Consider the following 10824-nt stretch of genomic DNA (forward strand, 5'->3'; position numbering starts at 1 on the left):
GGCGGATGCCGGGGCTGTCCTGGGTCGGAACCCAGGTGCGGGTCAGGATGGCCTGGCCCTGGCTGAACAGATAGGGCTTCTGGCCGCCCGCCGTCTGCTGCGGGCTGAGCCATTGCAGCGCCGCCGCGTCGGGACGGGTCGAGTAGTCGATGACGACCTTCTGGACCTCGGCGCCGACAAAGGCGGGCAGGTGGACGGTCAGGGCCTGGCCCTTGATGGCGTCGGCGGCGCCCAGTTCATGGCGCAGCGGACGGCCCTGGGCGTCGCGCACGCCGCGAATGTCCAGGTGCTTGGTGTCCAGCACCACCTCGGTCGCGCCGACGCGGCCGGTGACGTCCAGCGTCGCCGAGCCCGACAGGGTCTTGGCCGCGAAGTCGGCGGTCAGGTCCAAGGCCACGTGGCCGACCCGCGCCTCGGCCGGGCGGGCGTTGGAGTGGATGTCGTCGGCGTAGGCGAAGGCGGGCGCAGCCGGGGTCGTGGGGGCGAGAGGCGTCATCGGCACGCTTTCGGGGGCGGTGGCGCAGGCGCCGAGCGCCGCGGTCAGGGCCATGGCGGATACCAGGCCGGCCAGCTTGAGGGTCATCGAACGCTCCGTATTCAGATGCGCCCGAAAAGGCTCCCTTCGCCCCCAAAGATCAAGCCTTGGCTGAACCGGAAGCCGTGATGGGCCGCAGGTGGTGGGCCTTGAACAGCCGCCCCTTCTCGGCGGCCAGCACCAGCAACAGGGCGACGAAGCCGAGCGCGGCGAAGCCGACCGTCATCGGCACGGTGGTGCCGTCGAACTGCTGGCCGATCCAGAAGCCCAGCAGGGCGCCGCCGATGGTCGAGATGAAGCCCTGGGCCGAGGCGGCCGTGCCGGCGATATGGCCCATGGGCTCCATGGCCATGGAGCCGAAGTTGCCGGCGATGAAGCCGAAGCAGAACATCTTGCAGGCCTGAAACGCGGCGAAGACCCACAGGCTGTCATGGCCCGTATAGGCGATGGCGGCGTGCAAGACGCTGAAACCGATGAAGCCGAACAGGGCCGTGTGGGCGATCAGGCGCGAGCCCAGCTTTTCCACCATGCGCGAGTTCAACACCGAGGCCAGGGCGATGCCGCCGGCGACCAGGGCGAAGACGGTGGTGAACAGGCCGGGCGACTTGAAGACGTCGAAGAAGATCTGCTGCGACGAGTTGATGAAGGCGAACAGGGCGCCGCTGATCGCGGTCATGGCCAGGGTGTAGCCCATGCCCAGCCGGCTGGTCAGGGCCTGACCAAAGGCCCCGGCGATGCGCTTGACGTTGATCGGCATGCGGTCTTCGGGATGCAGGGTCTCGGGCAGGCGCGTCGCCGCCCACAGCAGGAAGGCGCCGCCGAACAGGGCGAAGAAGCCGAAGATCCAGCGCCAGGGCGCGACCAGCATGATCAGCTGGCCGACCGTCGGGGCCAGGATGGGCACGCCCAGGAAGACCAGGAAGCTCAGCGACATGACCCGCGCCATGGTGCGCCCGGCGTAGCGGTCGCGCACGATCGACACGGCCAGCACCCGCGTCGCCGCCGAGCCCAGCCCCATGCCGATGCGCGACAGGATCAGCCACTCGAACGAATGGGCGAAGGCGGCCAGCACGCTGAACGCCACATAGAGGCCGATGCCGACGAACAGGATAGGGCGACGCCCGAACCGGTCCGCCAGGGGGCCGTAAAACAGCTGCGCCCCGCCGAAGCCCAGCAGATAGGCGGTGATGACCCACTGGCGGGTGTTCTCGTTGGCGACGCCCAGATCCTCGCCGATGTGCGGCAGGGCCGGCAGCATGGCGTCGATGGCCAGGGCGTTCATCGCCATCATGACGGCGATCAGGCAGACGAATTCGGCGAACCCCGGCCCTTTGGGCGTCGCGGCTGTGGTGGTCGGGGCGCTGATCATCGGGACCAGATGCGGGCTGCGACAGGCTGACGCAACCCTCAAGCTGCAACAATTTTGCGTTGCAACATAATGTCAGCGCGCGTTTTCACCGTCGGAGCGCACGTCAATCCGCGCCGTCACCGACATGCCGGGGGCCAGCCGCGCGGCGATCTCCTGACCGGGGTCGATGGAGATGCGGACCGGGATGCGCTGGGCCACCTTGGTGAAGTTGCCGGTGGCGTTGTCGGGGCGGATGACGCTGAACTCGGACCCGGCGGCGGGCGAGATGCGCTCGACCTTGCCCTTCAGCTTCTGACCGCCCAGGGCGTCGACCACGATCTCGACCGGCTGGCCGATGCGGACGTCGCGCATCTGGGTCTCCTTCATATTGGCCGTGACCCAGACCACGTCAGGCACCAGGGCCGTCAGCTGCGTGCCGACCGCGACCTGCTGGCCGACGCGGACCGCGACCTCGCCCAGGCGCCCGGCGCGCGGGGCGGTGATGCGGGTGTTGTCCAGATCGATCTGGGCCAGACGCACCTGGGCCTGGGCGTTCTCGACGGCGGCCTCCAGCGAGCCGCGGCTGACGACCGCCGAGGTGACGCCGGTCTGGGCCACGCCCTCGGCGGCGCGGGCGGCGGCCAACTGGGCCTCGGCGGCGCGCAGGGCGTTCTGGGCCGTGTCCACCTGGGCCTGGGCCACCCAGCCCCCGGCGAACAGGGTGCGTACGCGCTGGGCGTCCGCTCTCGCCTTGGTCACGGCGGATTCGGCTCCGGCGATGGAGGCGCGGGTCTGGGCGACCGAGCCGCGCGCCGAGGCCTGGCTCTGGGCCGAGTTGGCCAGGGCCGCCTCGGCCGAATGCAGGGCCGCCTTCGCCTGATCCAGCCGCTGGCGGTAGATGCGGTCGTCGATGGTCGCCAGAAGTTGGCCCTGCTGCACCGTCTGGAAGTCCTGCACCTCGACCGAGGTCACGTAACCGCTGACCTGGGGGCTGATGACCGTCACCTGACCGCGCACATAGGCGTTGTCGGTGGTCTGCGGGCCGCCGTCGAACGGCGGCAGCCGCCAGGCGTGCAGGATCAGCCCGACCCCGACCAGGGCGATCAGGCCCAGCACCACGCTGATCATGACGCGGCGGCTCTTCGACGGCGGCAGGGCGGCGGGCGCGGCCGGCGGGGCGGCCGGAGCAGGAGCAGGAGCAGGAGCGGGGGTGGCGTCGGTCATGGTCGGGTCCGGGTCATTCGACAGCGGCGGCTGCGGCGGCTTGCGCCGTCTCGCGGTGGGCGGCGCGGCGCGCCTCGATACGGGGGCGGAAATGGTTGACGGCGACCCAGGCCGCGCCCACGGCGGCGGCGCCCGAAATCAGCAGGAAGACGTCGTTGTAGGCCAGGACCTGGGCCTGCTGGCTGACCTGCTGCTGCAACAGGCGCAGGGCCGCGCCCTGCCTCTGGCCCGCGTCGCCGACGACGTGGGCGTAGGCCCCGCCCAGCTGCTGCAGCCGCAGCACCACCTCGGGATCGCCCAGGTCGATGTGCTCGGCCAGCTGGTTGGAATGATACTTCTCGCGGATCGTCTGGATGGTGCCGATCAGGGCCGAGCCCATCAGGCCGCCGATGTTCTGGCCGATGGAGAAGACGACGATGAAGCTGATCAGGTTCTTGCCCCCGCCCTGCAACACCTTGCCGAAACCGATGATCATGGTCGGGCCGATGAAGAAGGCGGCGGCGAAGGCCAGCAGGGCCTGACTGACATAGAGCTCGGCCGGGCGCGTCAGCACCGTCGCGTGGCTGTCCATGAAGGCGCCGACGGCGATCAGGCCGAGGGCGATCGAGATGGGCTTCCACAGCTTGGTCGGGTTCAGCGTCAGGGCGCTGGTCAGCGTCCCCGCCGCCGTGGCGAACAGCATGACCCAGAACAGGCCGTGCATCTGGTCGATGCCCAGACCCATCTGCTGCAGGAAGCCGGCCGCGCCCGTCGTCTGTTCCGACAGGACGATTCGCACCAGGACGATGGCCAGGATCAGGCGCACCAGATCGCGCCCGGCCAGCCACTTCAGGTCGATCAGGGGATTGGTCCGGTTGTATTCGATCAGGACGGCGGCGGTCAGCAGCGCCAGGGCGCCGATCAGGGCCCAGCCGATCCACGCGGCCTCGGTCCACCAGACGATCCGGCCCAGCCCCAGCACGGCGGTCAGCAGGGCGATCCCCGGGGCGAACAGGGCGAAGGTGACGAAGTCCAGCGTTTCGAAGGTCTTGACCCGCTGCGCCGGCGGCATCTTCAGGGCGAAGACGGCGGGCAGGGCGATCAGCACCAGGCCCAGGTCGAACATATAGACCGCCCGCCACAGGTCACGGTCCAGCAGCGGCCCGACCCCCAGTCGCGCCAGGGGAATGGCCAGACTGGACAGGCCGACGCCGATGATGATGCCCTTCAGGCGATGCTGCGCCGGAAAGGCCTGGATGATGTAGAGGATGCCGAGCGTCGACATGCCCGCCGCCGCGATCCCCGCTATGCCCCGCACCACCAGGGTCGATCCGTAGTCCTCGAGGAAGAGGTGCGCCGCCGCCGTCGCCAGGAAGATCATCAGGATGATCTCGGTGAACAGGCGCAGCCCGTACTGCATGCGGAACTTGACCAGCAGCAGGTTCATGCAGGCGTTGGTCATGACGAAGACGACCGGCAGCCAGGCGGCCTCGGTCGTCGTCACCCCCAGCGACCCCGCCAACAGGGGGATGTTGGCCGTCACCGCCGCATTGCCCAGGCTGCCGGTCAGGGCCACCAGGACGCCGACGGCGGCATAGGCCCAGCGCATCGGCGTCGAATGGTCCGGCGTGGCGGGCGAGCCGGGCAGGGCCGGCCGCTCGTGCGGCTTCAGCGTCGCCAGATAGTCTTCCCAAGGCAGGTTCCAGTCGCGGCGGCTCATGCCCTGGCCTCCGCCCGAGGCCGGACGGCGTCCAGCACCAGCTCCAGCGTCCGGCGGCTCAACTGATCCCGCTCCCTGGCCCCGACGGTGCGCGACGGCGCCCCCAGCATCAGGGCCAGAACGCGGATGTCCTCGACGCTGAGGTCGGAGCGCACCCGTCCGGCCGCCTGCGACACGGCGAGCGCCTCGGCGCCCGCGCGCTTCAGTCCGGTGCGGATCGGGGCCAGGGCCTCGTCCTTCAGGTCGCGGATGGCGCCGGCCAGGCCTGCGCTCTGGATCATCAGCTCGACCATCTGGCCCAGGAACCAGACAAAGACCTCGGGATCGTCCAGCCGCGCCTGGGTGCGTTGGTGCAGGTCGTCGATCTGGCCCACGAAGACCGCCAGGGCCAGCTCCGAGCGGTCGGCGAAATTGCGATACAGGGTCGCCCGCCCCACGCCCGCCTCCTCGGCGATGAGGTGCAGGGGCGTGTCCAGACCATCGCGCGCAAAGGCTTCGGCCGCCGCCTTCAGCAGCGCCTCGCGTCGTTCGGCGGCGTCTTTTCGTAGGGGACGGGTCATGAAGATCGCCAAGTGGACACTTGTGTCCGATTAATCAAGTGCGTCTGGACTCATTCTTTGTTTCGTCATGCGACCGCGCGCGGCACCCCTCCTCACGTGCGGAATGCGCCAGAACGGCCGAGGCTGCGTTCCGGGGTGATGAGGATGTCGGGGAGCAAGGGAAGAAGGGCGCCCGCAGGCGCTCATCCAGACGTGGTGCCGGTGGTCGGGCTCGAACCGACACTCCTCTCGGAACCGGATTTTGAGTCCGGCGCGTCTACCAATTCCACCACACCGGCACAGGTCTGGGAGGCGGCGCAATCTAGCGGCGGAATGCGCCGGGTCAATCGCGACGCTGTCGTTTAGTGGTTCGGTATGCGCGAGCCCGTGGACGGCGACATATCCATCAGGAAGTTGGTGCGGAACTGGATCATGCCCAGCGGCACCGGGCCGCCGTCCTTGCTGCGCACCCGGCCGCGGCGGGTGGCGTCGAGCGCGGCCTCGCCGAAGCCGCCGTCGATCGGATGTTCGGTCTCCACCACGCAGTCGCGCAGACGGCCGTCGGGCTGGGTGAGGCAGGTCACGGTGGCGAAGCCGCGCGTATAGGTTCGCCCGTCGGGATAGCTGGGTTCCGGCTGCCGGGACCATTCGATGTTCATCGGCAGACCATCGTCGCCCAGGGCGTCGAGTTCGGCGTCGCGCGGATCGACCAGGGGACGATCGCAGGCCAGCAGGGCTTCGTCGATCGCGGCGCCGGAGGCCGGCAGGTCCAGAACATAGCGCAGGTTCCGTCCGCCTTCGGCGCCGCCGGGCACGATGATCTGCATCTTGCCGCCGTCGCGCATGTCGCGGGCCAGGGGGCTGGGCCGGTCGCTGATGGCGACCGCGTTATCCTCGGCCACGTTCCAACGCTGCTCGTCGAAGTCGTCGTCCTGGAAGGCGATTTTCAGTTTCCGCGTCGCCCCGGTCGCCGGCGGCAGACCGCTGATCAGGACCTGGAAGGAGCGGTTCAGGCAACGCGCGCCTATGCCCAGTCCGTTGTCGAACACCGTATAGGCGATGATCAGCTTCTGGCTCGGGTCGCGCGTGACGTCCCAGTCGACGGCCCCGTTCGGGGGCCCATCCTGAGCCAGGACGGGCGCAGCGGGGAGGGCGGCGAGCGCGGTCGCCAGGATCAGGGCGGATTTCATGCCGCGACCTCGACGTGGCTGTCGGTTCCGCCGGCCAGCACCCGGCGGGCGCGGATATAGAGTTCGATACGCTGGGTCACGATCATGCCGACCGCGAACAGCATGAAGGCGTCGGTCACGACCACGGCGTCCAGATGCCAGGCGGCGGCGTTGGTCTGCATGACTTCGCGCAGGCCCGCGCGCGCGGCGAACAGGCCGATCACCAGGATCAGCCCCAGGGGCGAGGCCTGGGCCTTCAGCGAGCCGTCGGGCTCCTTCTCGATGGTGATGGTCTTGCCCCGCTGCCAGCCGGCGACGCCGCCCAGGGCCAGGGCGACGACGAAGGCCATCCAGGCGAAGGGGCCGAAATGCGGATGCTGGGTGTTGGCCCACAGGCCGAAGACGATCGCGACCGTGACCAGCAGGGGCACGATCCACAGCAGGTGCGGCCGCAGGGTCCGTTTTCGCCGGTTGCGCAGCAGGATGACGATCAGCGCCACGCCGATGCCGATCAGCGGGCCCATGGTTTGCGGCGACATAGCGGAACTCCCCCTCCGAACGCCGTCAGCCTAGCTCGGCGAACGGCGCTCGAAAAGCGGAGATCAGGCGGGCTGAACGGTCTGTTCGATGGCACCGAAGATGGTGTGGTGCTTGTCGTCCAGCATCTCGATGCGGACGGTGTCGCCGTGTTTGAGGAAGGGCGTCTTGGCCTCGCCCGTCAGGATGGTTTCTACCGTGCGAACCTCGGCGATGCAGGAATAGCCCAGACCGCCGTCGGCCACCGGCTTGCCCGGGCCGCCGTCGGCGTCCTTGTTCGACACCGTGCCCGAGCCGATGATCGAGCCGGCGATCAGGGCGCGGGTCTTGGCCAGGTGGGCGATCAGCACGCCGAAGTCGAAGGTCATGTCGACGCCCGCGTCGGCCTGACCGAAGTCCTTGCCGTTCAGTTGCACCGACAGGGCGCCCGACAGCTTGCCGTCCTTCCAGCGGTCGCCCAGGGCGTCAGGCGTGACGAAGACCGGCGACAGGGCGCTGGCCGGCTTGGACTGGACGAAGCCGAAGCCCTTGGCCAGTTCGCCGGGGATCAGGTTGCGAAGGCTGACGTCGTTGACCAGGCCGATCAGGCGGATCGAGGCCAGGGCCTCGTCGCGGCTGGCGCCCAGGGGCACGTCGCCGGTCACGACCACGATCTCGGCCTCCAGATCGCAGCCCCAGGCCTCGTCTTTCAGCGGGATGGCGTCGCGCGGACCCATGAAGTGGTCGGAGCCGCCCTGATACATCAGCGGGTCGGTCCAGAAGGTGGCCGGCATCTCGGCGTTGCGGGCTTTGCGCACCAGTTCGACGTGGTTCACATAGGCCGATCCGTCGGCCCACTGATAGGCGCGCGGCAGGGGGGCGGCGGCCTCATGCTCGCGGAAGCGGCCGCGCGGCACGGCTTCGTGCTCCAGGCTCTCGGCCAGGGCGCGCAACAGCGGCTCGCAACGGTCCCAGTCATCCAGCGCCGCCTGCAGCGTGGGCGCGATCAGGAAGGCGTCCGTGAACCAGTTCAGGTCGTTGGAGACGACGACGAGGCGGCCGTCACGGCCGTGCTTGAGCGAGGCGAGTTTCATGGGGCGAAGCTAGTCCGGGGCGAGGCGGTTGGGAAGCGGCGACGGCGGCCGAAAAGCCGCAGTTCGATCAACTATTTGGGGGCGCGATCACGGCGCGGGCCTCGGCCCCCGTGCGCAGGGCCGGGTCGCGCACCTCGACCTCGACGGCGATGGCCCCCGCGGGCTCGTGCGCCCACAGGTAGCGGCGCTCGATTTCGACCGCCCGGCCCGACGGCGCCATGCCCTCATAGACATCGCCCCAGGGCGTGATCGCCTTCATCTCGACCCACAGCAGACCGCAGGCGGCGTCCAGTTCCTCGATCGCCATTTCCGACAGTTCGTCGGCGTGCGGGGCGGGGCGGTTCGGGGTCACAGCCATCGGCGGACCTTTCCTTTGTAGGCTGCGTACTCGGCGCCGAACTTGGCGGCCAGATAGGCTTCTTCGCGAGCGATGACGAAGCGGTCGACCACGATCAGGCAAGGGACCAGCAGGGCCAGGGCGACCGGGCTGTCCATGGCCGCAGCGAACCCGGCGTAGGTGACGGCGAAGCCGACATAGATGGGGTTGCGGCTGTATTTGTAGAGGCCGCCGGTCGCCAGGGCCGTGGTCGGCTTCCACGGCTCGGGCGGCGTGCCCAGACGTCGGAAGGTGCCCGCCGCGATCCCGTCCAGCAGCAGGCCGCCGATCACCAGCACGAAGGCCAGGCCGCGTCGCAGATCGACGTTCAACCCCAGCGACGGCTCGCTGACCAGCCGCCCGATCGCGAAACCGGCCAGCAGGAAGCCGAGATAGATCAGTGGCGGCGGGGCGATGACCCCGGGATGGTCGCGTGTCGTCATATCGTCTGTCCAGGGGGCGCGGTGAAGTCCGAGGGCGGGGCGTCGCCGGTGTTGATGACCTCGGAGGGCTCGAAGATCATCACCTCGGCCTCCTCGTCGGCGGCGGTGCGGTGTTCGACGCCGCGCGGCACGACGATGAACTGGCCCGGCTCCAGCGTCTCGATCCGGTCGCGGAACTCGACGCGCAAGCGCCCCTTCCAGACCAGGAACATCTCCTCGGCCTCCGCGTGGCTGTGCCAGGGGAAGACCCCCTGGACTTTCACCAGTCGCACGTCCTGCCCGTTCAGCTGCGCGGCGACGCGCGGCCGCCAGTGGTCGGAAAAGCCGCCGAACTTCTGCTCCAGATCGACGACCTGGCCGGTCATCGCGGGGCGTCTTCGTCGGCGTAGATGGCGACGCGCGACGCGCGGCCGGACCCGGCCTCGCCGCGATACATGCCCGAGGTGTTCATCGAGAAGGCGACCGTTCCGTCCTTGCCCATGACGATGACGCCGCCGTCGCCGCCGATCGAGCCGACGTCAGCGATCTCGGCGTCGGCGGCGGCCTGAACCCCCATGCCCGTGGAGGTGCGCTGGCAGATGTCGCGGGCCACCGTGGCGCGGATGAAATATTCGCCCGATCCGGTGGCCGAGACGGCGCAGCCGTCGGCGTTGGAGGCGTAGGTCCCGGCGCCGATCACCGGCACGTCGCCGACCCGGCCCCAGCGTTTGGCGGTCATGCCGCCGGTCGAGGTGCCCGCCGCCAGACGTCCCTGGCTGTCCAGGGCCACGGCGCCGACCGTGCCGAACTTGCGCTCGTCCAGCGGGGCTTCGTCGAGCGCGGCCAGGGGAACCGGCCGGGCCAGGGTCGAGGGCTCGGGCGGGGCGCCGGCCGGGCGCGGCGGCAGAGGCTGCCCCGCCTCGCGCAGGGCCTTCAGCAGCGCCTGCCAGCGGCTCTCGGTGAAGAAGAAGCTGGGGTCGACCTGTTCCAGTCCGACCGAGGCGGCGAAGCTCTCGGCGCCTTCGCCGATCAGCATGACGTGGGGGGACTGCTCCATCACCGCCCGCGCCGCCGCGATCGGGTGGCGGGTGTGCGTCAGGCCGGCCACGGCCCCGGCGCTGCGGTCGACGCCGTTCATCACGGCGGCGTCCAGCTCGTTCTTGCCGGCGGCGGTGAAGACCGCCCCGCGCCCGGCGTTGAACAGGGGATTGTCCTCCATCGACTGAACCGCCGCCTGAACCGCGTCCAGGGCCGAGCCGCCGTCAGCCAGCACCGCCGAGCCGGCGTCCAGCGCCGCCTGCAGGGCCGCGCGATAGGCGGCGTCGCGTTCCGGCGACAGCTCGGCGCGCTCGATCACGCCCGCGCCGCCGTGAATGGCCAGGGACCACTTGGGGGCGTCTTCGGCGTGGGCGGGCGAGGCCAGCAGGGCCAGGGCGGCGGCGGCGGTCAGGACGGATTTCATCGGCGGTTTCCCCTCAAATCTTTCCTCCCCATTTGATGGGGAGGTGGCGCGGCGCGCAAGCGCCGTGACGGAGGGGGCGACTCAGGCGGCGGATGTCAGCGCCGCCCCCTCCACCACTGCGTGGTCCCCCTCCCCACAGGCGGGGAGGAAATCGTCATCGGTGGTGCAGTCGTTTCCAGACGCGGTAGCCGAGGATGGGGGCGAAGCCGCAGACCAGCGCCGCCGTCAGCACCATCCAGAAACCGCCCCCCAGCCAGTATTCCCCGGCCAGCGCCCCGGCCCCGGCCGCCAGAAGCGGGCCGAGCCAGGGCAGCCAGTGCGGCGGCCGCATCTTCATTCAGGCGTCGACCTTGATGACGCCGCGACGGATCTGGTCCAGCTCGATCGAGTCGAACAGGGCCTGGAAGTTGCCGTTGCCGAAGCCCTCGTTGCCCTTGCGC

13 protein-coding genes, 1 tRNA gene and 1 pseudogene are annotated in these 10824 nt (G+C 69.8%); all 15 read right to left on the reverse strand.

Annotated features, from left to right (window positions below; genetic code table 11):
• Positions 1–583 (reverse strand): annotated as a pseudogene (locus tag VGE49_RS02055) (aminopeptidase); the annotation flags it as partial.
• Between the two features lie 52 nt (positions 584–635).
• Positions 636–1904 (reverse strand): multidrug effflux MFS transporter, encoded by a 1269-nt coding sequence (locus tag VGE49_RS02060; protein WP_331032927.1) that lies wholly within the window; start codon positions 1902–1904, stop codon positions 636–638.
• Positions 1905–1976: 72 nt separating this feature from the next.
• A complete protein-coding gene (locus VGE49_RS02065; RefSeq protein WP_331032928.1) occupies positions 1977–3107 on the reverse strand; it encodes an HlyD family secretion protein in 1131 nt (376 codons plus the stop codon).
• A gap of 13 nt (positions 3108–3120) precedes the next feature.
• On the reverse strand, positions 3121–4806 hold the full coding sequence (locus VGE49_RS02070; protein WP_331032929.1) for an MFS transporter: 1686 nt from the start codon (positions 4804–4806) through the stop codon (positions 3121–3123).
• Positions 4803–5366: a TetR family transcriptional regulator gene (locus tag VGE49_RS02075; RefSeq protein WP_331032930.1), complete on the reverse strand. Its 564-nt coding sequence runs from the start codon at positions 5364–5366 to the stop codon at positions 4803–4805. The genes VGE49_RS02070 and VGE49_RS02075 overlap by 4 nt, the downstream gene beginning before the upstream one ends.
• A 193-nt stretch (positions 5367–5559) precedes the next feature.
• Positions 5560–5644, reverse strand: a tRNA-Leu gene (locus VGE49_RS02080).
• A gap of 63 nt (positions 5645–5707) precedes the next feature.
• Positions 5708–6535: a hypothetical protein gene (locus tag VGE49_RS02085; protein WP_331032931.1), complete on the reverse strand. Its 828-nt coding sequence runs from the start codon at positions 6533–6535 to the stop codon at positions 5708–5710.
• A complete protein-coding gene (locus tag VGE49_RS02090; protein ID WP_331032932.1) occupies positions 6532–7053 on the reverse strand; it encodes a CcdC protein domain-containing protein in 522 nt (173 codons plus the stop codon). The genes VGE49_RS02085 and VGE49_RS02090 overlap by 4 nt, the downstream gene beginning before the upstream one ends.
• Positions 7054–7116: 63 nt before the next feature.
• Positions 7117–8124, reverse strand: a complete 1008-nt coding sequence (locus VGE49_RS02095; RefSeq protein WP_331032933.1) for a fumarylacetoacetate hydrolase family protein — start codon at positions 8122–8124, stop codon at positions 7117–7119.
• A gap of 67 nt (positions 8125–8191) precedes the next feature.
• The gene (locus VGE49_RS02100) at positions 8192–8482 is read right to left on the reverse strand and encodes a hypothetical protein (protein ID WP_312064651.1); all 291 of its coding nucleotides are present in this window, start codon (positions 8480–8482) and stop codon (positions 8192–8194) included.
• Positions 8473–8943 (reverse strand): methyltransferase family protein, encoded by a 471-nt coding sequence (locus VGE49_RS02105; RefSeq protein ID WP_331032934.1) that lies wholly within the window; start codon positions 8941–8943, stop codon positions 8473–8475. The genes VGE49_RS02100 and VGE49_RS02105 overlap by 10 nt, the downstream gene beginning before the upstream one ends.
• Positions 8940–9308: a cupin domain-containing protein gene (locus VGE49_RS02110; protein ID WP_331032935.1), complete on the reverse strand. Its 369-nt coding sequence runs from the start codon at positions 9306–9308 to the stop codon at positions 8940–8942. The genes VGE49_RS02105 and VGE49_RS02110 overlap by 4 nt, the downstream gene beginning before the upstream one ends.
• Entirely contained in the window at positions 9305–10384 is a 1080-nt protein-coding gene (locus VGE49_RS02115; protein ID WP_331032936.1) for an isoaspartyl peptidase/L-asparaginase family protein, read from the reverse strand. Before VGE49_RS02115 ends, VGE49_RS02110 begins: the two co-directional genes overlap by 4 nt.
• A 154-nt stretch (positions 10385–10538) precedes the next feature.
• Positions 10539–10721, reverse strand: coding sequence for a hypothetical protein (locus VGE49_RS02120; protein WP_331032937.1), 183 nt, complete (start codon positions 10719–10721; stop codon positions 10539–10541).
• Positions 10722–10824, reverse strand: a 103-nt coding sequence (locus VGE49_RS02125) for a hypothetical protein (protein ID WP_331032938.1), incomplete at its 5' end; no start/stop codon positions are given. It lies immediately after the preceding gene.

Origin of the sequence: Brevundimonas sp., from assembly GCF_036405315.1 — a bacterium.
Taxonomy (GTDB): Bacteria; Pseudomonadota; Alphaproteobacteria; order Caulobacterales; family Caulobacteraceae; genus Brevundimonas.

Bases quoted from the DNA above. Each gene is read 5' to 3' on its own strand.
- VGE49_RS02060 (WP_331032927.1), bottom strand. From the start codon at position 1,904: ATGATCAGCGCCCCGACCACCACAGCCGCGACGCCCAAAGGGCCGGGG.
- VGE49_RS02065 (WP_331032928.1), bottom strand. From the start codon at position 3,107: ATGACCGACGCCACCCCCGCTCCTGCTCCTGCTCCTGCTCCGGCCGCC.
- VGE49_RS02070 (WP_331032929.1), bottom strand. From the start codon at position 4,806: ATGAGCCGCCGCGACTGGAACCTGCCTTGGGAAGACTATCTGGCGACG.
- VGE49_RS02075 (WP_331032930.1), bottom strand. From the start codon at position 5,366: ATGACCCGTCCCCTACGAAAAGACGCCGCCGAACGACGCGAGGCGCTG.
- VGE49_RS02085 (WP_331032931.1), bottom strand. From the start codon at position 6,535: ATGAAATCCGCCCTGATCCTGGCGACCGCGCTCGCCGCCCTCCCCGCT.
- VGE49_RS02090 (WP_331032932.1), bottom strand. From the start codon at position 7,053: ATGTCGCCGCAAACCATGGGCCCGCTGATCGGCATCGGCGTGGCGCTG.
- VGE49_RS02095 (WP_331032933.1), bottom strand. From the start codon at position 8,124: ATGAAACTCGCCTCGCTCAAGCACGGCCGTGACGGCCGCCTCGTCGTC.
- VGE49_RS02100 (WP_312064651.1), bottom strand. From the start codon at position 8,482: ATGGCTGTGACCCCGAACCGCCCCGCCCCGCACGCCGACGAACTGTCG.
- VGE49_RS02105 (WP_331032934.1), bottom strand. From the start codon at position 8,943: ATGACGACACGCGACCATCCCGGGGTCATCGCCCCGCCGCCACTGATC.
- VGE49_RS02110 (WP_331032935.1), bottom strand. From the start codon at position 9,308: ATGACCGGCCAGGTCGTCGATCTGGAGCAGAAGTTCGGCGGCTTTTCC.
- VGE49_RS02115 (WP_331032936.1), bottom strand. From the start codon at position 10,384: ATGAAATCCGTCCTGACCGCCGCCGCCGCCCTGGCCCTGCTGGCCTCG.
- VGE49_RS02120 (WP_331032937.1), bottom strand. From the start codon at position 10,721: ATGAAGATGCGGCCGCCGCACTGGCTGCCCTGGCTCGGCCCGCTTCTG.